The following is a 23,041-nucleotide window of genomic DNA, read 5'->3' as shown; positions in this document are numbered from 1 at the left end:
GCGATTCAGCGGGGGCGGGCGCGATATCACGCAGGGCTGCGCCCCCATAAAAATGCCCGCGTCGGCTTGGCCTTTGTCACCTGCGTGACGGGGCCACCGTTGCGGCATCGGACAGCGAATGGACGCCACGACCCTTTTTCAGAACCTCTTCGCACCCACGCGCCGCCTCTACACGCTGGAAGGCGACGGGCCGCTCGCGGACCTCGCGGTGGAGGCCTGGCTCGGTCGTGAAGCACTCTCCGAGCTGTTCGAATGGCGCGTGGTGGCCGTCAGCGCCAATGCACGCATCGCGCTCAAGTCGTTGCTCGGCCAGCGCGTCACGCTGGTCACCACGCTGGCCGATGGCACACAGGCCAGGCGCACGGGCCTGGTCCGCCTGGCAGAGAAGCTCGGCGCAGACGGCAGCCTTACGCGCTATCGCCTGACCGTCGTGCCGTGGTTCTGGCTGACCACGCAACAGCGGCACAGCCAGGTCTTCCAGAACCGGCCGCTGGCCGACATCGTCGAGCAGATGCTTGCGCCGTATGCGCCGTATGCCTCATGGCGCTACGCCGCCGGCGCCGAAGCGCGCATGAACGACTTCGGCACGCGCGCCCATATCGCGCAGTTTCGGGAGACCGACTACCACTTCATCACCCGCCTGCTGGCCGAAGCGGGCCTCGGCTTCACTACCGTTGAAGACGACCAGGCGCACGGCGGCCACACGCTGCTGATCTTTGCCGACAGCACGCAGCTGCCCGAGGACGCGGAATCGGCCGCGGCCGGCGGCATCCGCTATCACCGCGCGCACAGCGTGGAAGAGCGCGATGCCATCCAGCAGCTCGCCTGCCACAGCCGTACGACGGCCGGCGGCGTGGCCGTGGCCGCGTGGGACCCGGAAGGCAAGCAGAGCCTGCGCGCCCATGCCCCCGCTCGGTTCACCACGACGGCCGGCAGCCCCGATGCGTATCTGTCGATCAGCCCATCGCTGGCGCCGGATGCCGCCAACGCCCAGCGCGTCGCCGAGCAGGTCATGGAAAGTCTCGAGGCGCGCGCCTTGCTGTTTTCGGGGCGGGCAACGGTGCGCACACTGCGCAGCGGCACCCGCTTGCAGGTCGTCGACTGCCCGCACCTGCCGCAGGACGTTGACGGCGCGTATCCGCTGCTGATGGACCTGGTTGAGCACTGCGGCATCAACAACCTGACGGCCGACACGCACGTCGCGTTGGGGCAACGCCTGGGCGGCCTCGATGCCGCACTGACTTTCGATACGCCGCCCAGCGCGCCGGAATCCGGGCCGGGCGTGTTTGGCTTTCAGGAAGCGCAAGGCCGCGTTGAACGCGCCACGCCCACCACCGACCTGCTCAGCGCGGCGCGAGCGCATGGCTATGCCGGTCTGTTCCGCGCCAGCGACGCCCGCCGCCCGTGGCGTCCCGCCGTGACCGAGCCCGATTGCGGCCGCCTGTATGCGCCGCCCACCGCGCAGGGCGTGCACAGCGCCATCGTGGTCGGGCCCGATGGACAGACCCAGGCCGGTGGCGATGGCGAACACCACGCGAGCCCCGCCGGTGAGATCCGCGTGCGCTTTCCGTGGCAACAGGGCGAGCGCCCGGACGACCGAAGCAGCCGCTGGGTGCGCGTCGCGCAACGGCAGGCCGGTGCCGGCATGGGCTGGCAATGGCTGCCGCGCATCGGGCAGGAGGTCCTCGTCAAGTTCAGCGAAGACGACATCGACCAGCCGGTCGTGATCGGCGCGCTGTACAACGGTCAGGGCGAAGCCGGCATCGCGCCCACGCCGGGCGGGCAGGGCGCATCGGCCGAGAGCGACGGCGCGGCACTGTACAAGCAAGGCAGCGACAGCGCGCCCAGCGCACAGGGCAATCTGGCGGGCGGCCACAGCCCCGCGTGGCACGGCATGGGTGCGGATGCCGAAGGCCACCGCAACGCCGCCGCGCACACTGGCTTCAAGAGCGCCGAGCACGGCGGCAGCGGCTACAACCAGCTCGTCTTCGACGACAGCGACGGCCAGTTGCGCACGCAACTCGCCACCACGCAGCAGCACAGCCAGCTCAACCTCGGCCATCTCGTCCATCAGCAGGACAACCGGCGCGGCAGCTTCCGCGGCCAGGGCTTCGAGCTGCGCACCGATGGCCACGCCGCCGTGCGAGGGCAAGCGGGCCTGCTGATCACCACATATCGCGACGCCAGCAGCGGCAAGGCCGTGCCCACGGGGGACAACGCCGCCGGCATCGCACTCATCAAGCAAGCCAAGGAACTGACGTCATCGCTGGGGCAAGGCGCGGTCACGCACCAGACCGCGGCACTGGCCACCGCCAAGGACGACGAAGCACCGCTCGCCAAGCAGGCCAAGGCTGCTGCCGGCATGGTCGATGGCAAGGCGCTCGACGCTGCCAGGCAGGACGCCAGCGCGGGCAACACGTCAACGCAGGGCAAGGTGCCGCATCAGGCGGAAGCGATGGTCCATCTTGCCGGCCGCGCGGGCCTCGTCATGGTGGCGGGGCAAGACCTGCAGTTGGCCAATGGCGAAAGCATCGCGCTGGGCAGCGGGCAGGACACCAACCTCGCGATTGGCAAGCAGACGCGCATGCACGCCGGCCAGGCGATCGGCGTGGCTGCCGGTTTGTCCAAGGCGGGTGACAACAACATCGGCCTGCAGCTCACGGCGGGGCAAGACAACATCGACGTGCAAGCCCAGCACGACGTGCTCAAGCTGATGGCCAAGCAGGACCTGAAGCTGGTGTCGGCCAATATGAACGTGGATTTTGCGGCCGCCAAGCGGATCCGCATCGCCACGGCCGGCGGGGCGTCGATCACGCTCGAAGGTGGGAATATCACCGTGGAGTGTGCGGGGCCGATTACGTATAAGGCGGCGCAGCGGACGTTTCAGGGGCCGCAGGGTACGAGCTATGACCTGCCGAACTTCCCGCAGTCACCGTTCAACCTCAAGGGCGCGTTCCCGTTCTCCTGATTCTCTGGTTCTGCTTTCATGCTGATTAGCTATCCCATTCTGGAAACGCCGCAGGCGAACGATACTGAGGAAACGTTGCTGGCTCGCATGCTGGCGCGCGCCACTGATCCGGGTGGGCAGTACCCGGCTAAAACGATCGGAGAGTACAAGGTTTGGCATGGCGGCTTGCACTTGGATGCAACAAACGCTACGCCAATTCGCGCAATCGCGGATGGGACCATTGTTGCTTACCGTCAGGCTAAGGCTAGCGAGCAGTACCAGGGACAACCATATGACACCAGTTTCGTGCTGATCAAGCACGAGACAGAGACGGGAGAAAACACGCCCGTCGTTTTCTACTCGCTGTACATGCATCTGGCCTGTCGCGATGATCTAACCGCAGATCGCGTCAGTAGTTTGATCCCCTTGTTCCAGCAAGCCAGTGCTATTGGCACAGACGCCAAGTCTCCACCGACAGCCACCCCTCCCCAGCGTAAGCTTGCGAGAGTCTATCGCCGCGACATTCTGGGCTACCCGGGATTGCAGTACAGCTTGAGCAATCGTCGAATTCACTTTGAAGTGTTTACAACGGACGAGCATCTGCCTCGCTTCTGGAAAGATAGCTCCACTGCAACCAATCAGACCGCCAGCAAGGACTTTTATGGGGAAGCCCACTTCATCATCCCCGCGAACAAACCGTTTGCCGCACGGCATCCCAACGCGGCACAGCCACATCGTATTGAATTTGACACCGAACACTTTTATGACCTTCCGGTTGGGCAAGCAGGGACCAGCAGTGAGCAACTGATTGTTAGCGTACGGTTGGATAAGGGCACACGGACAGCATCGACCTATGTGAAACAAGGAGACGCATATCGCGCTTTGGGTAGTGGCACTGCCGGCACGCCAGTGGTGCAATCCGACTATGAGTACGAACTCTTCCGTCTAGCAACAGCGTTGTATCCAGATTGCCCCAGCGCAGGATTCGAGTGGTTGCGTTTCGGGCGTATTCTTTCCAGCGATACAACCACCCACAACCAGAACTGGCAGTTGGTGCGTTATAGCGATAGTGCGGTTGGCTACATTGATCTTGCGCAAGCCGACGTCATCAAGCTATCCGACGCCGATTTCCCGTTTTGGCGAGGCTGGGAAAAGATTGAGGAAGGGCAGCTTGCTAGCCCCTCAGACGCTTTTGTGGATGACCCGCATGCGCTTACGCTACTGAACAACACTACAAGCGACTCGGGTCGCAAGAAACTGCAGCACCTTGTGGTTAAGCATCCTAGCGAGTGGGATGCCAGTGATCTCGCCACTCGCTACGCAAAACTAAAAGCCGCCGGGAAGCCGCTGGCGAGTCAGGAGAGTTGGAACGCGTTCGAGGACCACGTCCAGAAAATGGCGTTCTGGGATAAGACCGGAGGGTTGACTCGATCCGTCTGGCATTTTCACCCTCTTGAGTTTATTTTTCATTTCAGAAAGTGCGGCTGGCGCAGTAAAAATGAATTGCTGCAGCTAATACCGGATCACGTTATCCGGAAACCAGGCTCGCACAACTCGCCTAGCAATGGGGTATGGGAGCAACCAAACATAGCTACCGCATCCAATTTTCTTGACAGGCACCGGATAGAACTATGCAAATCGCTGCGGAAATTTTCCATTGAAACGCCAATGCGACAAGCTTGCTTTTTTGGAAACGCAACGCAGGAGACGGGATGGTTCAAGGATTTAAGAGAGTCCGGCGGCCTCAACCCAAGTTTGCACCTTGGGTGGTACGGTCGCGGCTTTCTTCAATTAACGAACAAGGACGGAAATATTGCAGGAGGAAATAACAATTACTACAAATACTTCAGGTTCCTCGGAAGAAATCCACACACCCCCCCAACAACTCAAGAAATCCACTGGCGGGATGAAATTGGCCAAGCATCGAAACATGGAGCAGCGAGTGCCGGCGCATATTGGATTTGGCCTGACAAGGCCATAATAACGCCTCAGCAAGCAGCCGAGCGTGGCTTGCCAGATCGGAGAATTGGCAATGCAAACAAGTATGCAGATAACATCGGCACCAACCTCAGAAAAACCATTAACACAAATGCCGGAATTAAAGTTTGGTACTACAATCAATCTTTTGTAAATTGCGCTGCCAGCGTTAACTACCCGTCATCAACGGGGCAAACATCACCAAACATGAACGGATTGGTTGATAGGTCGACGTCATTTGTTAATTCATTAATGGTTCTCTGCGATATATCATCCTTTCAAACCGAAAATGGACAAACATCATCCACCCCGGAAAACTTCCACAGAAGGGAATTGCCATGAGGATTAAGGTTCTTGCTCTTACATTTCTCCTTCTGATCTCAGCAGATGCATTATGCCAAGAAAGGGAAAGCATCAACAATGTTGATTATTACCTTATCAAGAAAGACTGCCATTTTGAGTTCGGTGACACCCTGAAACGAGATATCACATCCATTAAATCATTTTCCAACAACGAGTCCGAGTTTAATCAGCAGGTTGTTTTATATCTAACATCAGAAATTAATAGGAGGCCCATAAAATACAAATTGTCATTTTTTTGCAGAAAAACGGGCAGCGAAATTAAACTCCAGTGGCCGTCCGTATTTGAGGGAGACTCAGCGGCAATTCAGCGCCTTCTCTCGCAAAAACGAAGTCCGAAATCGATTATTCAAGAACAAGACGCTGGCGGACGATATGGGCGCCAAGTAAATTGGGAAAAGAAATTCGCGGCGACGAACTGGCACGGAACAATAGCGTATTCCGACAAAGTCTTTGGTGACCAGACAGCCATTCCGGAAACGGGCTATTTTATTGCGTGCCCCGACAATAAAGCGGTCAGCTGTTTTTCCGTTGAGATCAACCAGACAGAACGACTCAAAAGAACAGACGTTAATAAAATAGTTGACATTCTCCGCGAGGTCGGAATTTCTATGTAGATTACTTAGTCTCCAGACGGGTTTATGCTTGTCCGCTACGCGGCCCAACATGGCCAAGAATTATTTACCCACCTTCCGGTTAAGAAATTCAGGCTCTTTTGTAATTATCCGACGGCCAGTTGCGCACGCAGCTCGCCACCACGCAGCAATTCAGCCAGCTCAATCTCGGAGGGTATTCGTCCAACTTGATTACTTATAGTTTTGATAGGAAATTGGGGCGATACAGCAAATTTCCTTCATCTTGCGAAAGAAAGACGGAGGCAGGGGTGAACAAGATTAATTGCACAGAAGCATTTGAATAATGTTCAATATCTCAATTAACAACAAAACAGAGAGAAAACTAAAACTCGCCGTAGCCCTCCTGACCACCGCATGGATGAGCGCCGGCATCTGCGCGCAGCACGCGTCCACGGCATCGGGCAATGCCTCGCAAAGCGGAGCGAAAAAAGCAGTGCATGCTAAGAAGCCGAGCAAGAAAACCAAGGCAGCACGCTCGGGCAAGAACAAAGCAGGCACGCGTGATGGTGATGCAGAAGTCCTGGCCCAGGTGCTGGGGTCGGACAACAAGAACCCGTTGTGGGGCAAACCGCAGCAGTGAAGCCGGCTCCGGCATGGGCTGGCAATGGCTACCACGCATCGGACAAGAGGTACTCGTCAAGTTCAGCGAAGACGACATTGACCGGCCCGTCGTGATCGGCGCTCTACAACGGCCAAGGCGAAGCGGGCATTGCGCCCACACCAGGCGGGCAGGGCGCCTCCGGCCAGAGCGATGGCACCGCGCTCTACAAGCAACGCAGCGACAACGCCGCCAGCGCGCAAGGCAAAGTGCCGCACCAAGGCGAAGCCATCGCACACCTGGCCGGCCGCGCGGGCCTCGTCATGGTGGCGGGGCAAGACCTGCAGTTGGCCAATGGCGAAAGCATCGCGCTGGGCAGCGGGCAGGACACCAACCTCGCGATTGGCAAGCAGACGCGCATGCACGCCGGCCAGGCGATCGGCGTGGCTGCCGGTTTGTCGAAGGCAGGTGACAACAACATCGGCCTGCAGCTCACGGCGGGGCAAGACAACATCGACGTGCAAGCCCAGCACGACGTGCTCAAGCTGATGGCCAAGCAGGACCTGAAGCTGGTGTCGGCGAATATGAATGTGGATTTTGCGGCGGCCAAGCGGGTCCGCATTGCTACGGCGGGCGGGGCGTCGATTACGCTGGAAGGTGGGAATATCACTGTGGAGTGTCCTGGGCCGATTACGTATAAGGCGGCGCAGCGCAAGTTTGAGGGGCCGGTCAGCAGCAACTATCCGTTGCCGTCTTTTCCCCAGAGTATCTGCGTCGAGTGCATGCTGCGAGCGATGGCTGGTGGCCATCCGCTTGGCAGCATGAACGGCTGACGTGGCCGTGTACTTAGAGAGCATTGAAGTATGGCGACTCGTTACCAGACTCAGCGTTTGCGCTCAGCCAATCCAGCATGGATTGATGACTTTCCTGACGCGGCTCTGGAGCAATTGCACGCTGCGTTGCCGGAAGTGAACGTCTACGCCTTGATTGACAACGCATTCGATAGCGGTCTCGCCAAGCGGCTTTACTCAAGGTTTCCGACGCTACAACCGCAATCGCTCTACGCCGGCCGCTACGAAGGGCCCGGTTTGGCGGAAATCGCACCTTCCATCATCCGCATTCCAGACCGTGCGGTCGAGCGGCGTGCCTTTCTTGACATCGCTTTGCGCGAGACATCGGGCAACCCGATGCTGAGCTTTCTGCAATCGAGCGTATCAACATGCGACCCATACGCACATCTCGTCAACCAAATGAAAGCGGTTGACCCGGATGGAGAGATGTTTCTCATTCGCTTTGCGGATACGCGCGCGCTCGATATGTTGTTGCGGGTGTTTGATGACGCGCAGCGCAGACGCTTTCTCGGCAGTTTGCAATGGTGGTATTTTTCGCGCGACGGCGCTTTGCAGCACGTCGGCACCACTGATGCAAGGGCACTCGAACCGACCGATGCCCCCTACGTTTTCACTCGCCATCAAATGGCCCGGTTTGCCGCACTGGCTCGCCCAGATGGCGTCCTGCGGCTCATCCAGACCAACGCGCATTGGTTCGGCACACTTGTTGGCACGCCATCCCAAGCGCATGCGTGCATTCGATCAGTATTTGAATCGTTCGACGCGACCGAAGTCGAGCACGATGCGACATCTTTTCGGCTTGTCGCTCGTGCATTGACTGACGCAGGATTGCTCGAGTCGCAACAGCAACCGGTGCCGTCCGGAGTCACGACGGAATCGTCATGAAGGCGCGAACATGGGCGGCGCTTTTGTTGGCGCTGCTTGCCCTCGGTTGCAAGCCCTCGGAGCAAGCTCGAGCGGCGCCACAGGATGAAGATCTTGGATTGCAGATCCAAATACTCAACTACACGGACGAAGGGCTGGGCGTAGTCTATGTGAACGGCGTATGGGCTGGCAGTATGCGAAACCATGCGGGAGGCACAAGCGTCGCTGGATCGGTTGGCCTGCCTGCAAAGTGGCACCCTGGCCTAACAGTCGAAGTTCAGTGGCAGGACGACACTCTGTATAAACAAGACCATGACGCTCTACACAAGACGCAGGTGTCCGTGGAGCCCTACGAAACGGGTGAGCCCGCCACGTTGTGGCTAGCGTTTATGCCTAGTAACAAGATAAGAGCGATTGCGTCGCGCTATACGCCTCACAACCCTAAGTTTCCGGGCGGGCTGAAGTTTCCATATGACGTTTGCATGGCGGACCCAGCATGTGCAGCCAGGTTTTATCCGCAGCGCGTCCCGATCAGAAGCGGTAACCCATAAACAATGGTTATCAAAATACGAACATGGATGGCACTCGTGTTGGTGCTGGTGGCTACCGGCTGCAAGCCATCGCAGCAGGCGCAGGTGGCGCCCCAAGATGAAGATCTTGGACTGCATGTCCAAGTACTCAACTACAGGGATGAACCGCTTGGAGACGTGTATGTAAATGGAATATGGGTAGGTGGAATGCCTAGTCATGCTGGAGGCACAAGTGTCGCTGGATCAGCTGGTCTGCCTGCCAAGTGGCATGCGGGCTTGACAGTCGAAGTCAAATGGCAGGACGACACCTTGTATCGCAAGGATCATGATGCGCTGTATAAGGAGCAAGTGCGGATCGAGCCGTACGATGTGAAAGATGACCGTCCGTCGGACTTGTGGCTCGCATTCCTGCCGAACAATAAGATCAAAGCAATCGCGTCCGGCTATGGCCCCGGGCACCCCGATTTCCCTGCGAAGTGGAAGCTCCCGTTCGATGTTTGCATGGCGGACAAAGCGTGCGCGGCTAAGTTTTATCCGCAGCGCGTCCCGATCAGAAGCGGTAACCCATAAACAATGGTTATCAAAATACGAACATGGATGGCACTCGTGTTGGTGCTGCTGGCTACCGGCTGCAAGCCCTCGCGGCAGGCACAGTTGGCTTCACAAAGTGAAGACCTTGCGCTACAGGTTCGAATTCTGAATTACATGGATGAGCCCCTTGGAGATGTGTATGTGAACAGGATATGGGCTGGAGGTATGCGAAGCCACGCAGGAGGCTTCGGCGCCGCCGGTTCAGTTGGTCTACCGGCCAAGTGGCACGCGGGGCTGACTGTGGACGTCGAATGGCAGGACGATGCGCTCTATTCGAGAGATCACGATGCTCTGTACAAGGCCCAGGTACCGGTTGAGCCGTACGACGCAACAAAAGACCATCCTGCCGTGCTGTGGCTTGCATTCATGCCAGGCAACAATATGAAAGCCATAGCGTCCAGCTACGGGCCGGGGCATTTGATGTTTCCTGCGGATTGGAACTATCCGGAAGACACTTGTCGGGCGAATTCAGTGTGTACCGCCACGTTTTATCCGCAGCGCATCCCACGCGCCCCCAACAGCGGTAACCCATAAAGAATGCTTATGAAAATACGAACATGGATGGCACTCGTGTTGGTACTGCTCGCTACCGGCTGTAAGCCCTCGCAGCAAGCGCAAGCGGCGCCACAGGATGAAGATCTTGGATTGCAGATCCAAATACTCAACTACACGGACGAAGGGCTTGGCGTGGTCTATGTGAACGGCGTATGGGCTGGCAGTATGCGGAACCATGCAGGAGGCACGAGCGTCGCGGGATCGGTTGGCTTGCCCGCTAAGTGGCACCCCGGTTTAGGAGTAGAAGTTGAGTGGCAGGACGACACTCTGTATCGGAAGGATCGTGACGCACTGTATAAGGCCCAAGTGCCGATCGAGCCGTACGACGTGAAAAAAGATCATCCTGCTGTGCTGTGGCTTGCATTCATGTCGGACAACAAGATCAAAGCTATCGCATCTAGCTATGGGCCCGGCCATTCCAAGTTCCCTGCCGACTGGAAGTTCCCATTCGATGTGTGTATGGCGGATGCAGGGTGTGCAGCCAAGTTCTATCACCAAAAAATATCACCGTCCAATCAGGAGCGATGAAATGGCGGAGTTGGAACGGCTGGACGCAACCCCTTTTGCGCTGACCCAAGACGAAAAGGGGAGGTGCATGGCAAGTCAGCTAGGTGAGTTTTCGGGGCAATGCACCCAGGAATTCCGTATTGGTTTCTTTTTTGATGGAACCAACAACAATAAAGACCGGGATATGCCAAAACAGGCTCACAGCAACGTGGCCCGGTTGTATGACATTTTTGAGGCGACGCCAGATCAAGTGCGTTTCTACGTGCCAGGCATCGGGACAACATTTGATAGGGAGATTGGAGATACTGGTCGAGGCTACGATGCTCGAGCGGGGCTTGGTTCTGGTTGGGGTGGGGAAGCCCGCATCAATTGGGCATTACTACAAATCACCAACGCACTCTATCAGCGATACAACAATCGCGTTCTTAGTGTCGAGATGGGGAGCGACGATCTGAAGCTCGTTCGAAAGATGTCCACAGACATCAATCTCCCGGTCCACCTCCGAGCTTCGGCTGGCAGCGACGAAGTGGATGAACTCAACAACGCTGGCACGTTTGGTACGCTGGCAGGAACCCTGGACACTGCTACGCTTGCCCCCAACCATCAGGCCCGTCGGCAAGAGCTGGCGCGTCGCCGAGAGTTTGTTGAGCAAAAGCTCAAACCACTGATCGATGGTCGAAAGCCGACGCTGAAGAAGATTCGACTTTACGTGTTCGGATTCTCCCGGGGCGCGGCCGAGGCTCGTGTTTTTTGCAGCTGGCTGCAGGATGCACTAGGCAAAGACATGACGCTGGCGGGCGTAAAGGTCAGCGTGGATTTTCTCGGCATATTCGACACCGTAGCGTCGGTGGGCTTCGCCCAGAGCTTCATGATCGCCAGCGGCCATGGTGGCTGGGGTAACGAAGAGTTCCTGCGTATTCCCGATTACGTCGAGCGAACAGTGCATCTCATCTCTTCACATGAGATACGCGGTTCGTTCCCGCTGGACAAGGCGGAGTCCAAGAACTGTCTGGAGTTGGCCTACCCCGGGGTCCATACCGATGTGGGAGGAGCCTATCAACCAGGGGATCAAGGGCGCGGCTGCCGTGCCGATGGGACGCCCGATGACAGTATGAAGACGTCCCAAGTCACGTTAGCGAAGATGTACCGCGAAGCGGTTGCGGCTGGCGTGCCGTTGAAGCCTTCAACGGACCTTCCGCCAAGAGTGTTAGACGCCCTGAAAATATCGCCGCAACTTATCAAGGACTACAACGACTACGTCGATGCCGTAAATCCACTGATCCGCAAGCACGGCGGAGGAACCACCGGCGCGGCACGTGTGCAATACGGGTTGTACCTGCGGTGGCGCCGCCTACGCTTGAACGCGGGCGCGCAGGCCTTCGAGAATCAGCCCTTCTTCAAGCGAGCGCAAAAGTTCAGTGCCCAGTGTGCACAAGATTTGGCCGGTGCTAACGAAGAGCTACGCGAAGAAGCCAAGATCATGGCGGAGATGGAGAGCTCTCCTGTCTACTCGGATGGCTGGATGGGCAAGGTTTTTCGGAACGTTCCGGGCCCGGGCGGGGTGGTTGCCGAGATCCAGCAGTTCGTCTGGGGTGAGAAAGTCAAGCAATGGAGGGAGGTCAAGTCATACTGGAATGACACATCGCCGCTAGATGCCCGCATCGTCAAATTTTTCGATGACTACGTCCACGACTCACGTGCTTGGTTCAAACCAACCGGCGCCACCAACGAGGAGGTCTGGAAGCGCCGGCAAAAGGCACGCTTGGAAGATCTGAAGCGCAAGGACGCCGAGTGGAAAGCCCAGTGAGCCGAAATCAATGCGGCATCCGCGCGAGATCCGGAGGGGGTGCGCAAGCGCTTCGCGCCGGTCGACGAGGGTGGGCAGCGCGACATATATCCGCCGCTGCTGGTCGGTCAGGACCGCACCGACTTGGACCGGTATTTGAAGGACGGCTCTCTACCACTGGAAAAAACAGGCCGCGAATTCAGTTCTGTGTGGGGTTATCTGCGCTGGCGAACCCACTTTGCTCCCACACTGACTGTGCGCGAGCGCGCGCAGGCGGCGTGGACCAAGGCGTCCCAGATTCCAGGAAAAGTCGCCGACAAGATCACGGATAAAGCCAAGGACGTTGCGCATAGCGCTGAGGAAAAGGCGGCGGAGGCCGCAGGCAAAATCTTGGAAGCCGGTAAAGAGAGCCTTATTCGTGGCGCGAAAGACACGTTAGATCGCTTTACCGGTGGGGGTATTCCAAGGCTGTGACCGCGAAAATCTTTTTGAAAGTCCCGCCATGAGCAGTGCCGACGCCACAGGAAAAGGCCTGCGGCATTTATCCCTGAAACCTTATCGGCTTGGCATTACCCTTAGCGCAGCCCTCTCGATCCTACTGAGCACGCTGAGCTTGATTGCGCTCCTCACGCCGAATCTCGATTACGGCGTGGTGATGCTCATCCTAGTGGCCATCGTGGTCGGTGTTCCGCTGAGCTTAGCTTTGCTGCTTACGTGGTTCACGTATCGGCGTCGCGCATCAACACCCTTGCCGGCGAAGTTGCATGCAGCCATGTTTCTGCCAACGCTGGCAGCGTTGGGCGTTCTTCCGATTGGAGTGGGAGTGCAGGACACAGCGCGAAGGTGGTTCAGTGAAGCGCACCCGGACATCCGGGAACTGCATGTCAACTTCAGCGGAAGACCGTTGTGGCTTGCAGTAGGCAGCGCTCAGACAGGCGCAGGTTCATGGCCGCGTATGCCGTTGCTGTCGGGGCCAGAGGCAAGGTTTGCCGGCTTCATACGTCATCCTGAGGAAGACGACGTCAACCAGGGGCGCTTTCCATATACGGGAAGCCGCCTGCGTGAGAGCGAGCATTCATACGCCTACGCCGATACGGACGAGGCAGGACAACCTGTTGCGGTACGCCCGCGCCCACTGCTGCTACGCCCATACCCAGATCTCGGCACACTTCGGTGGGACCTTCGCGAGAGCGACTTGCTGGTGTATCAGTACTTTCATTACTACGATCATGTAGACGTCGCGCCAGGGCTTGGTAGATTGGACGCATCGAAATTGGATGAACTACAGGGCCTGGTGGGCAATGTCGTGTCCTTCTATCTGTCCGATCAATACCCGCGAGGTTTGGCGAGACTTGAGATCGATGGTCAGACTCTGGTGATTGGAACTGACAATGAGCGCGTTTTTGAAGCGCCGTGCGATCGACGTTCGAGTTTTGTTGGCAGTGCGCTGCTGGACATCCAAGCGCCGCTTACAGTGCGCTGGCAGACGCTGGACGATCCGGCCCGTTGGCACGAGGCAAGCGTAAGCGTTCCCGCCTTTCAAGGGGCGACGTCACGGGCTATGCAAGCATCTGTCCGTAACGTTCGATTGTATTTTTTGGATGGTGGCGTCGTTGCCGCGGAGCAGTTTCTGACACAGAACCTTCTCGGCGGAGACCAGAGAACGGTCTCCACGGGCGTCCCCGTAGGTGTACGGGCTGAGCGGATTTGTGACAACACCAACCAGAAGAGCATTGACGCGTTTTCCGGATGACCGGGCGACGTCGTTGTGAATTCAACCCTAAAACAACCTGACTCTCTCAAATGAACCTGCAATACAAACTCGCCGTAGCCCTCCTCACCACCGCCTGGATCACCGCAGGCACCTGCGCCCAGCACACCTCCACCGAGCCGGCATCAGGCGATGCCACGCAAAGCGGAATCAAGAAGGCCGTGCACGCAAAGAAGCACGGCAAGCGAGCCAAGATTACCCGCGCGCGCAAAGGCGCTCCGGTGGCGAGCGACGGCGATGCAGAAGTGCTCGCCCAGGTGTTGGGCTCTGATAACAAAAACCCGTTGTGGGGAAAGCCACAACAGTAGAACTGGAGGCTTGGCAGCTTCGAGGTCGGCGCTTGCCGGCATGCGAGCGCCCGTCCATCGATAAGGAAATGCGTGCGGTCTAGGACAGCCTCGGCCCACTGCACACCAACGCAGCAAGTCGTATGCGCTACGTAGCCCCGACGGCCGGTATTCGCAGCGGAACCATCACCCCCCGAACTGAAAAGCCCTGTCCACCTAAAAACAGGGCGACTCTGCTTTCAGCGGAAGGCAGGGCTGCCCCACACGAAGCGCTGGGCAGGGCCGATGGCCCCCAAGGTGGACACCGCCGCGCGCCAGGCTAGACCGTCGCGCCTTCCTTGCTCGGATCGACCTGCTTGCCACGCGCCAGCACCGGCACCAGTGCCGCACCGGTATGGCTGGCTTTCACCCGCGTGAGCGCCTCCGGCCCGCAAGCCGCGACGATCGTGCCGCCTCCGTCGCCGCCTTCCGGGCCGAGATCGAGAATCCAGTCCGCCTCGGCAATCACGTCGAGGTCGTGCTCGATCACGATCACGCTGTGGCCGCCGTCCGCCAGCCGATGCAGCACGCGGATCAGCTTGGCCACGTCGGCCATGTGCAGGCCCACGGTCGGCTCGTCCAGCACGTACAGCGTGTGCGGGGCCTTCTGGCCGCGGCGTGTGATGTCGTCGCGCACCTTGGCAAGTTCCGTGACGAGCTTGATGCGCTGTGCTTCGCCGCCGGATAGCGTGGGCGACGGCTGGCCCAGCGTCAGGTAGCCAAGGCCCACGTCCTTCATGAGTTGCAGCGGGTGGGCGATGCTGTTCATCGCACCAAAGAATTCGACCGCCTCGTCGATCTCCATGGTCAACACTTCGCCGATGTTCTTGCCGCGCCAGGTGACGGCCAGCGTCTCGGGGTTGAAGCGCTGGCCGTGGCACACGTCGCATGCGACTTTCACGTCGGGCAGGAAGCTCATGGCGATGGTGCGCACGCCCTGGCCTTCACAGGCGGGGCAGCGGCCGTCGCCGGTGTTGAACGAGAAGCGCGAGGCGGTGTAGCCGCGTGCGCGGGCCTCCAGCGTGTCGGCAAAGAGCTTGCGGATGGTGTCCCACACGCCGATGTACGTGGCGGGGCACGAGCGCGGCGTCTTGCCGATCGGCGTCTGGTCGACTTCCAGCACGCGGTCGATGGTTTCCCAGCCGGTGACGCTGTCGCAGCCATGCCAGTCGTGTTTGACGTCGAGCTTGCGCGGCATCTTCGCCTCAGGCGTCTCAGCCTGCGCGGCCTTGCGTGCGCGGCGGGTTGCCGGCGAAGACAGCACCGAACGGCCGACCGCATCGAGCAGGTTTGTCATCAACACATCGCGCGCCAGCGTCGATTTGCCCGAGCCTGACACCCCCGTAATCGCCACCAGACGCGACAGCGGCATCGTTGCGGTCACGTTGCGCAGGTTGTGCAGCTTGGCGCCGTGCACCGTCAGCCATTGCTCCGGCACGGCTTGCTTGCCGGCACGCGGCGCAATCACCTGGCGGCGCGGCTGCAGCGGGTGCTCGATCGGCTGCGACAGGAATCGGCCCGTGAGCGAATCCGGCTGCGCTGCAAGGTCTGCCACGCCGCCTTGCGCGACGAGCGTGCCGCCGCGCTTGCCGGCACCCGGGCCGATATCGATGATGTGGTCGGCGCGGCGGATGGTGTCTTCATCGTGCTCGACCACCACCAGCGTGTTGCCCTTGTCGCCCAGCTTGCGCAACGCGTCCAACAGGATCTGGTTGTCGCGTGGATGCAGGCCGATGGTCGGCTCATCCAGCACGTAGCAGACGCCCTGCAGATTGCTGCCGAGTTGCGCCGCCAGACGGATACGCTGGGCTTCGCCGCCCGACAGGCTCGGCGCGGCACGATCCAGGCTCAGGTAGCCCAGGCCGACTTCCTCCAGGAACGACAGACGGCTGTGAATCTCGGCCACCACGTCGCGGGCGATGTCGGCGTCGCGGCCGGTCAGGTCCAAGCCCTCGACCCAGCGGCGGGTCTGGCTGACCGTCCACTGCGCAATGTCGACGATGGGCTTGTCGGCAAAGGTCACCGCGCGCGCCGTCGGGTTCAGGCGCGTGCCGTGGCAGTCGGGGCAGGGCAGGTCGGTCATGCCTTCCGGATCGACTTCCTCCGAGGGCAGTGTCTGCTCGCGGCCGCGGTCGTCGCCGCCGAGCACCGTATCGTCAAACGCGGCACGCTGCTCGCGCGTCAACGCCAACCCCGTGCCGACGCAGCTCGCGCACCAGCCGTGCTTGCTGTTGTACGAGAACATGCGCGGATCCAGCTCGGGGTAGCTGGTGCCGCACGTCGCGCAGGCGCGTTTGGTCGAGAACACCTTGACGCTGCCGACATGCGCCGTGTCGCCGTTGTGCATGGCGTGCTGCAGGCCGTCGAGCGGCGCGAGCACGTGCATGATGCCCTTGCCGTATTCCAGCGCCTGTTCCATCAAGGCACGCAGCGCGGCTTCGTTTTCCGGGGCGACAACGATGTCGCCGACGGGCAGTTCCAGCGTGTGCTCGCGGAAGCGGTCCAGGCGCGGCCATGGGTCGACGGTGAGGAACTCGCCATCGACGCGCAGGTGCGTATAGCCGCGCGCCTTGGCCCATTTGGCCAGGTCGGTGTAGACGCCCTTGCGGTTCACGACCAGCGGCGCAAGCAGGCCGATGTGCTGGCCGCGATGATCCCGCATGAGCTGCGCGAAGATCGCCTCCGGGCTTTGCGCCGACACCGGCGTGCCGTCGTGGATGCAGTGCTGCACGCCCAGCTTCACATACAGCAGGCGCAGGAAGTGCCACACCTCGGACGTGGTCGCCACCGTGCTCTTGCGGCCGCCGCGCGACAGGCGCTGCTCGATGGCCACGGTGGGCGGAATGCCGTAGACGGCATCGACTTCCGGCCGCCCCGCTGGCTGCACGATGGAACGCGCATACGCGTTGAGCGATTCAAGATAGCGACGCTGCCCCTCGTGGAAGAGGATGTCGAACGCCAGCGTCGACTTGCCCGAACCCGACACGCCCGTCACCACGTTGAACTTGCCGTGCGGAATATCGACGTTCAGGCCCTTGAGGTTGTGCTCGTGCGCGTGGACGATGCGCACGACGTTCTCGCCCTGGACTTCCGCCAGCGCCGTGCGCTTGGCGCGGCGGTCGGCCAGTGCCGTTTGCAGCGGCACGCCTTCGGTGGCCTCGGGCTTGCCGATGCTGGCCTCGTATTGCTTGAGCGCCGCACCGGTGTGCGAAGCGGCGCACGCCTTGACCGCAGCGGGGGTGCCGGCGCACACGAGCAGGCCACCGGCATCGCCGCCTTCGGGGCCGAGGTCGATGATCCAATCCGCCGCACGCACCACGTCGAGGTTGTGCTCGATCACGATCAGCGAATGCCCGGCGTCGAGCAGTTTGCCGAACGCGCGCATCAGCTTGGCGATGTCGTCGAAGTGCAGCCCGGTGGTCGGTTCGTCAAACATGAAGAGCCGGCCGGCATTGGCAGGCGCATCGGGTTTGACGCGCTTGCGTGCGGCCGCCTGGGCCGTTTGCGCGGCTTCGGCGAGGAAGCCCGCCAGCTTCAGGCGCTGCGCCTCGCCGCCCGAGAGCGTCGGCACAGGCTGGCCGAGCTTCACGTATTCCAGGCCCACATCGACGATGGGCTGCAGCACGCGCAGCACATCAGCGTCATCGGCGAAGACGGTGGCGGCTTCGCTCACCGTCAGCTCGAGCACATCGGCCACGGACAATGCACGGCCGGCGCGCGCGATTTTCACCTCGAGGATCTCGGCGCGATAGCGCGTGCCGTCGCAATCGGGGCAGCGCAGGTAGATGTCGGACAGGAACTGCATCTCGACATGTTCGAAGCCCGAACCGCCGCACGTCGGGCAACGGCCGTCGCCCGAGTTGAAGCTGAACGTGCCAGCTGTGTAGCCGCGCTGCAGCGCCATCGGCGCCTTGGCGAACAGCTTGCGGATTTCATCGAACGCGCCCACGTAGCTGGCCGGGTTCGAACGCGCGGTCTTGCCGATCGGGGACTGGTCCACAAACACCACGTCGCTGATCTGATCGGCGCCGCGCAACGCGCGGAATGCGCCGGGCGATTCGGTTGCCTTGCCAAAGTGCCGCGCCAGCGCGGGGTGCAGCACGTCCTGAATCAACGTCGACTTGCCCGAGCCGGACACGCCGGTCACGCACACCAGGCGCTGCAGCGGAATCTCGACCGTGACATCGCGCAGGTTGTGTTCCGACGCGCCTTCGAGTACCAAGCGCGGCGTGGCATCGTTAACGGGACGTGCTTGCCAGTCCGTCGCATCGGCCACGCGGCGCTGGCCCGACAGATACGCGCCCGTGAGTGTGTCCGCCTGGCGGATCGCCGCCGGCGTGCCGTCGAAGACGATATTGCCGCCGCGCTCTCCGGGGCCGGGGCCCATGTCGATCAGGCGGTCAGCCGCCAGCATCACCGAAGGGTCGTGCTCGACCACCACCAGCGTGTTGCCGGCGTCGCGCAGGCGCTGCATGGCTTGGACAATCCGATCCAGGTCGCGCGGGTGCAGACCGATGCTGGGTTCATCCAGCACGAACAGCGTGTTGACGAGCGATGTGCCCAGCGCCGTCGTCAGGTTGATCCGCTGCACTTCGCCGCCCGACAGCGTGCGGCTCTGGCGGTCGAGCGTGAGATAGCCGATGCCGACGTCGCACAGATAGGCCAGGCGCGTGCGCACCTCGTCCAGCAGCAGCTTGAGCGCGTCGTCGAGCAGCGTGGACGGCAGCGTCAGTTCATCGAAGAAGCGGCGGATGCGCTCGATCGGCAGCAGCATCAGGTCGTGCACGGTCAAGCCGGGCAAGGCTTCGAGCTGGGCGCGGCTCCAGGCCACGCCGCGCGGCATGAAGCGGTGTTCGGGCGCGAGCACGGCATCGGCGTTTTCCTTGGTGCCGAGGCGCCATTGCATCGATTCGGTTTTCAGTCGTGCACCGCCGCAGGTTTCGCAGGTCGTGTAGCTGCGGTACTTTGAGAGCAGCACGCGGATGTGCATCTTGTACGCCTTCGATTCCAGGTAATCGAAGAACCGGCGCACGCCGTACCACTGCTTGTTCCATCCGCCGCGCTTGAACGTGGGGTCGCCATGGATGACCCAATCCTTCTGCGCCTGCGTGAGTTCAGCCCAGGGCGTGTCGCGCGGAATGCCGGCCGCCGCCGAATAGCGCATCAGATCGTCCTGGCACTCCTTCCACGCCGGGGTCTGCATCGGCTTGATGGCGCCTTCGCGCAGCGTCTTGCGCTCGTCCGGGATGACGAGGCCGAGGTCCACGCCGATCACGCGACCGAAACCGCGGCAGGCATCGCACGCGCCATACGCAGAGTTGAACGAGAAGAGGGCGGGTTGCGGATCGGCGTAGCGCAGGTCGCTCTCCGGGCAGTGCAGGCCGGTCGAAAAGCGCCAGATCTCGGGCTCGGCGGCATCGTCGGCGGGCAATACGTAGACGTTGACCCGGCCGCCGCCGCGCTTGAGCGACGACTCGATCGCCTCCAGTGCGCGGGCGCGTTCGGTGCCTTGCAGCCGGAAGCGGTCTGCGACCACGTCGAGCAGTTTGCGTTCGCCGCTCACGCGCTCGGCCTGCACGCGCGTATAGCCGCTGACCGACAGCCACTGCGCGATCTCCTCGGCGCTCGTGTTGGCCGGCAGCTCCACCGGGAACGTCACGACCAGGCGCGGATCAGCCTCGCGCGTGCGTGCCAGCAGCTCGTCATAGATGGTTTCCGGCGTGTCGTGCCGCACGGGCAGCGCGGTTTCCCGATCGAACAATTGCGCCGCGCGGGCAAACAGCAGCTTGAGGTGATCGTTCAGCTCCGTCATCGTGCCGACCGTCGATCGCGAGCTGCGCACCGGGTTGGTCTGGTCGATGGCGATGGCGGGCGGCACGCCTTCCACGTGCTCGACCTGCGGCCGGTCCATGCGGTCAAGGAACTGGCGCGCGTAGGCGCTGAAGGTCTCGACGTAGCGGCGCTGGCCTTCCGCGTACAAGGTGTCGAACACCAGGCTGGACTTGCCGGAGCCGGACGGGCCGGTGACAACGGTCATCTCGCCCGTGCGCAGGTCCAGATCGAGGTTCTTGAGATTGTGCTGACGGGCTCCGCGCAGGCGAATGACACCGGAGGACATGGAGGGTGTTCCTTGGAGGTAGGGGAAATTGCCAGCGCAGAGACACGGTCGCGCCGCCCTGGCAATCAGAATTCGAGCCGTAAACTGTAACGGATTCTTGAGATCCGCTTCGTGCGTGAAACGAATCCCGGGCGGGGAGGGTAGCGCAGGGCTCCTGACAGCGTTTTGTCAGGAGCTTTCAGTGGAAGGCGGAGGAAGGCAGCGAGGCAGAAGTGGTGCTGTGACCACTTTCCTCAGGTGCGTCAGCTGGCCGCTCGCCCGTAAGACGCCTGGTTGGCCGGCAGGGCAAAGTCTGGCCCCGGCCGCCGGGGGACGAACCGGTGGTGCTGCACAACCCCGTCCTTGGCGATGACGATGGTTTCCTCCGGAATCTCGGCCCAGGCGTGGGGCAGGTCGATCAGCGGTTCGGACAGCACGAGAAACGCATCCTCGCCCGCCTCGTCGATGGCTGTTCCTTCGGGATAGAGCTCGTGCAGGTGCTTGAACGAGGTGCTGTGAAAGAGCGAGCGCGATTCCCGCTCACTGGAGTAGCGTGCGGCGACGATCTGGGTGCCGTCCGTGGCGCACACGGTCATGTTCAGCGGGTATTCCACGCCGTGGCGATGGCCGATGTCTTCGATCAGGCCGACCATCTGCTCCAGCGCGCCACGCGGGTCGCGGTCCAGGCCGAAGGTCAGCGCGAGGAAGAACATGATCTCCGAATCGGTCGAGCCCTCGATCCAGCGAAACAGTTCCGGCGCGACTTCCATCATCAGCGCGCGCCGCAGCATCGGATATTCGCGGATCAGCCCATTGTGCGCGAAGAGCCATCTGCCGTAGCGGAACGGGTGGCAGTTGGTTTCCTGCGCGGGCGTATCGGTGGCGGCACGCACGTGCGCGATGAACATCGGGGAACGGATTGCGCGGGCGGCTTCACGCAGGTTCGTGTCGTTCCAGGCGGGATGCAGGCAGCGATAGCGGAACGGCACATCGGAATGGCGGCCATACCAGCCGATGCCGAAGCCGTCACCGTTGGTGGTGATCTCGCCGCCAAGGCGCGCCCGCAGGCTCTGATCGATCAGTGAGTGCCGGGGCCGGAACAGCACCGTCTCCATCTGAATGGGGTTGCCCGAATACGCCAGCCAGCGACACATGATGCATTGCCTTTCAAACAAGGTGAGGAGACGGCCTGAAAAGGGAGTCTATGCAATGCGTTTCGGAATGCACAGAGAAATCCCGGCGCGTGTTCGGCGCGCAACAGCTCTGCGGAGGTGGTGGTCTGCCTTGACACGCGCACCGTTCGCATCGGGAGAATTGGTACCTTTTTTCGCATAATCTGTCTTATGTTAAATACAGCCCGGACGCTCTCCCCCGCCTCATTGACATGGCCGGCCGGCACCGTCTTCACCCAAATGCCGCCTGCGCAATGCCCGCCGCAGCGCAAAGCCCCACCACCAGCAACGGTGGCGCTTTCCACCGCGTGAGCAGCAACAGCGCGACCGCCGCAATGGCGAAATCCCGGCCCGAACGCACCGCGCTCACCCACACCGGCGAGTAAAGCGCCATGGCGAGCAGTCCGACCACCGCTGCGTTCACTCCGGCGAGCAATGCCGCCATGGATGGCCGAGCGCGCAGTGCCTGCCAGTACGGCAACGCCGCCACCACCAGCAGCAACCCGGGCAGGAAGATGCCCGCCGTCGCGAGTGCGGCGCCCACCCAGTGGTTCAGCCCGGGCCCGATCGTCCAGCCCAGGAACGCCGCGAAGGTGAAGAGCGGCCCCGGCACGGCCTGCGCGGCGCCGTAGCCGGCCAGGAAGTCTGCCGATGTCACCCAGCCTGTGGCGACGGTCTGCTGTTCCAGCAGCGGCAGTACGACGTGGCCGCCGCCGAAGACCAGCGCGCCTGAACGGTAGAACGCACCGAATACCTCGGCGGGCAGCAGCGGGTACGCCTGCGTCAGGGCAGGAAGGCCGAACAGCAGCGCGAAGAACAACATCAGGCTGCCGATGCTCGCTGCATGCGCGACGTGGAATGCGTGCCTCTGCCCTGCTCCTCCTTGCGCTGCCGGCACCGGCTGCGAAGGGCGGCACAACGCGCAGCCAAGGAGAGCCCCGACGGCGATCACGATGAGTTGGGCGTAGACCGTCGTCAGCAGGGCCAGCAATGCCAAGGTGATCAGCGCGATGGCGGCGCGCCTGCGATCCGGGCACAGCCGCCGGGCCATGTCCCAGACCGCCTGCGCGACGACGGCGACGGCCACCAGCTTGAGCCCATGAACGAGCCCGTTTCCGAGCATCCCATTGAGCTTGGGCGCGACCATGGCAAAGGCCAGCAGCAGCAAGACAGAAGGCAGCGTGAAACCGAACCATGCAGCCAGCCCGCCCAGCCAGCCCGCACGCAGCAACCCGATGGAAAACCCCGCCTGGCTGCTGGCCGGCCCCGGCAGGAACTGGCACAGCCCGACGAGGTCGGTGAAGGCCTCGTCATCGAGCCAGCGGCGCCGTTCCACGAACTCGCGGCGGAAGTACCCCAGATGCGCCACAGGGCCCCCAAAGCTCGTGAGGCCCAGTTTGAGAAAGACCGTCAGCACTTCCATGGCAGAGCCCGCTCGATGTGTACGGGACGGTGTGGCGGAAGCGGTCATCGGGGCGGGATATCGATGTTTAAGAAACGCGTATTAGAACATTGCCGCCATGGCTTGGAAGGC

The 23,041-nt window shown here is 61.4% G+C and carries 16 protein-coding genes and 1 pseudogene; 14 read left to right on the top strand and 3 right to left on the bottom strand.

Translation table 11 applies throughout. From position 1 onward, the window contains the following. Positions 1-118 precede the first annotated feature (118 nt). From A6M56_RS01375 to A6M56_RS01310, 14 genes and pseudogenes are all read left to right on the top strand, one after another. Positions 119-2,968: a type VI secretion system Vgr family protein gene (locus tag A6M56_RS01375; RefSeq protein WP_102079377.1), complete on the top strand. Its 2,850-nt coding sequence runs from the start codon at positions 119-121 to the stop codon at positions 2,966-2,968. Positions 2,969-2,986: 18 nt separating this feature from the next. After that, a complete protein-coding gene (locus tag A6M56_RS01370; protein ID WP_145997152.1) occupies positions 2,987-5,266 on the top strand; it encodes a M23 family metallopeptidase in 2,280 nt (759 codons plus the stop codon). After that, positions 5,263-5,901 carry a hypothetical protein gene (locus A6M56_RS01365; protein ID WP_145997153.1) on the top strand — a complete coding sequence of 213 codons (639 nt, stop codon included), beginning with the start codon at positions 5,263-5,265 and terminating at the stop codon, positions 5,899-5,901. Before A6M56_RS01370 ends, A6M56_RS01365 begins: the two co-directional genes overlap by 4 nt. 301 nt (positions 5,902-6,202) lie before the next feature. After that, positions 6,203-6,499: a hypothetical protein gene (locus A6M56_RS01360; RefSeq protein WP_102079378.1), complete on the top strand. Its 297-nt coding sequence runs from the start codon at positions 6,203-6,205 to the stop codon at positions 6,497-6,499. A gap of 149 nt (positions 6,500-6,648) precedes the next feature. Then, a pseudogene (locus A6M56_RS01355) lies at positions 6,649-7,290 on the top strand (DUF2345 domain-containing protein); the annotation flags it as partial. Positions 7,291-7,320: 30 nt separating this feature from the next. Continuing rightward, entirely contained in the window at positions 7,321-8,193 is an 873-nt protein-coding gene (locus tag A6M56_RS01350; protein WP_102079379.1) for a DUF4123 domain-containing protein, read from the top strand. After that, complete coding sequence (locus A6M56_RS01345) at positions 8,190-8,723, top strand: DUF3304 domain-containing protein (protein ID WP_102079380.1); 534 nt, start codon at positions 8,190-8,192, stop codon at positions 8,721-8,723. Before A6M56_RS01350 ends, A6M56_RS01345 begins: the two co-directional genes overlap by 4 nt. 27 nt (positions 8,724-8,750) lie before the next feature. Further along, positions 8,751-9,272, top strand: coding sequence for a DUF3304 domain-containing protein (locus A6M56_RS01340; protein WP_257983861.1), 522 nt, complete (start codon positions 8,751-8,753; stop codon positions 9,270-9,272). Positions 9,273-9,299: 27 nt separating this feature from the next. Beyond that, complete coding sequence (locus A6M56_RS01335) at positions 9,300-9,827, top strand: DUF3304 domain-containing protein (RefSeq protein ID WP_257983862.1); 528 nt, start codon at positions 9,300-9,302, stop codon at positions 9,825-9,827. Positions 9,828-9,854: 27 nt separating this feature from the next. Then, on the top strand, positions 9,855-10,376 hold the full coding sequence (locus A6M56_RS01330; protein ID WP_257983863.1) for a DUF3304 domain-containing protein: 522 nt from the start codon (positions 9,855-9,857) through the stop codon (positions 10,374-10,376). Position 10,377: 1 nt separating this feature from the next. After that, complete coding sequence (locus A6M56_RS01325) at positions 10,378-12,162, top strand: T6SS phospholipase effector Tle1-like catalytic domain-containing protein (protein ID WP_257983864.1); 1,785 nt, start codon at positions 10,378-10,380, stop codon at positions 12,160-12,162. A 39-nt stretch (positions 12,163-12,201) separates the two neighbouring features. Then, on the top strand, positions 12,202-12,615 hold the full coding sequence (locus tag A6M56_RS01320; RefSeq protein WP_257983865.1) for a hypothetical protein: 414 nt from the start codon (positions 12,202-12,204) through the stop codon (positions 12,613-12,615). 28 nt (positions 12,616-12,643) lie between these two features. After that, on the top strand, positions 12,644-13,894 hold the full coding sequence (locus tag A6M56_RS01315) for a hypothetical protein (RefSeq protein ID WP_102079384.1): 1,251 nt from the start codon (positions 12,644-12,646) through the stop codon (positions 13,892-13,894). Between the two features lie 50 nt (positions 13,895-13,944). Further along, complete coding sequence (locus A6M56_RS01310; RefSeq protein WP_045220126.1) at positions 13,945-14,220, top strand: hypothetical protein; 276 nt, start codon at positions 13,945-13,947, stop codon at positions 14,218-14,220. A gap of 298 nt (positions 14,221-14,518) precedes the next feature. Here the strand turns inward: A6M56_RS01310 and uvrA are convergent, their stop codons facing one another. The 3 genes from uvrA to chrA form a co-directional block, all read right to left on the bottom strand. Beyond that, positions 14,519-20,356: an excinuclease ABC subunit UvrA gene (uvrA, locus tag A6M56_RS01305; RefSeq protein ID WP_102079385.1), complete on the bottom strand. Its 5,838-nt coding sequence runs from the start codon at positions 20,354-20,356 to the stop codon at positions 14,519-14,521. A 242-nt stretch (positions 20,357-20,598) separates the two neighbouring features. Continuing rightward, a complete protein-coding gene (locus A6M56_RS01300; protein ID WP_102079386.1) occupies positions 20,599-21,489 on the bottom strand; it encodes a class II glutamine amidotransferase in 891 nt (296 codons plus the stop codon). 250 nt (positions 21,490-21,739) lie between these two features. Beyond that, positions 21,740-22,978: a chromate efflux transporter gene (gene chrA, locus A6M56_RS01295; protein WP_102079387.1), complete on the bottom strand. Its 1,239-nt coding sequence runs from the start codon at positions 22,976-22,978 to the stop codon at positions 21,740-21,742. Positions 22,979-23,041 lie beyond the last annotated feature (63 nt).

This window comes from Ralstonia sp. RL, assembly GCF_001683835.1.
Classification (GTDB): domain Bacteria; phylum Pseudomonadota; class Gammaproteobacteria; order Burkholderiales; family Burkholderiaceae; genus Ralstonia; species Ralstonia mannitolilytica.
The sequence above is the reverse complement of the archived record's forward strand: the minus strand, read 5'-3'. Positions and strand labels throughout refer to the sequence as shown.

What these genes read in the sequence shown, in the direction of transcription:
- A6M56_RS01375 (WP_102079377.1), top strand. Translation starts at nt 119, where the DNA reads ATGGACGCCACGACCCTTTTTCAGAACCTCTTCGCACCCACGCGCCGC.
- A6M56_RS01370 (WP_145997152.1), top strand. Translation starts at nt 2,987, where the DNA reads ATGCTGATTAGCTATCCCATTCTGGAAACGCCGCAGGCGAACGATACT.
- A6M56_RS01365 (WP_145997153.1), top strand. Translation starts at nt 5,263, where the DNA reads ATGAGGATTAAGGTTCTTGCTCTTACATTTCTCCTTCTGATCTCAGCA.
- A6M56_RS01360 (WP_102079378.1), top strand. Translation starts at nt 6,203, where the DNA reads ATGTTCAATATCTCAATTAACAACAAAACAGAGAGAAAACTAAAACTC.
- A6M56_RS01350 (WP_102079379.1), top strand. Translation starts at nt 7,321, where the DNA reads ATGGCGACTCGTTACCAGACTCAGCGTTTGCGCTCAGCCAATCCAGCA.
- A6M56_RS01345 (WP_102079380.1), top strand. Translation starts at nt 8,190, where the DNA reads ATGAAGGCGCGAACATGGGCGGCGCTTTTGTTGGCGCTGCTTGCCCTC.
- A6M56_RS01340 (WP_257983861.1), top strand. Translation starts at nt 8,751, where the DNA reads ATGGCACTCGTGTTGGTGCTGGTGGCTACCGGCTGCAAGCCATCGCAG.
- A6M56_RS01335 (WP_257983862.1), top strand. Translation starts at nt 9,300, where the DNA reads ATGGCACTCGTGTTGGTGCTGCTGGCTACCGGCTGCAAGCCCTCGCGG.
- A6M56_RS01330 (WP_257983863.1), top strand. Translation starts at nt 9,855, where the DNA reads ATGGCACTCGTGTTGGTACTGCTCGCTACCGGCTGTAAGCCCTCGCAG.
- A6M56_RS01325 (WP_257983864.1), top strand. Translation starts at nt 10,378, where the DNA reads ATGGCGGAGTTGGAACGGCTGGACGCAACCCCTTTTGCGCTGACCCAA.
- A6M56_RS01315 (WP_102079384.1), top strand. Translation starts at nt 12,644, where the DNA reads ATGAGCAGTGCCGACGCCACAGGAAAAGGCCTGCGGCATTTATCCCTG.
- A6M56_RS01310 (WP_045220126.1), top strand. Translation starts at nt 13,945, where the DNA reads ATGAACCTGCAATACAAACTCGCCGTAGCCCTCCTCACCACCGCCTGG.
- uvrA (WP_102079385.1), bottom strand. Translation starts at nt 20,356, where the DNA reads ATGTCCTCCGGTGTCATTCGCCTGCGCGGAGCCCGTCAGCACAATCTC.
- A6M56_RS01300 (WP_102079386.1), bottom strand. Translation starts at nt 21,489, where the DNA reads ATGTGTCGCTGGCTGGCGTATTCGGGCAACCCCATTCAGATGGAGACG.
- chrA (WP_102079387.1), bottom strand. Translation starts at nt 22,978, where the DNA reads ATGACCGCTTCCGCCACACCGTCCCGTACACATCGAGCGGGCTCTGCC.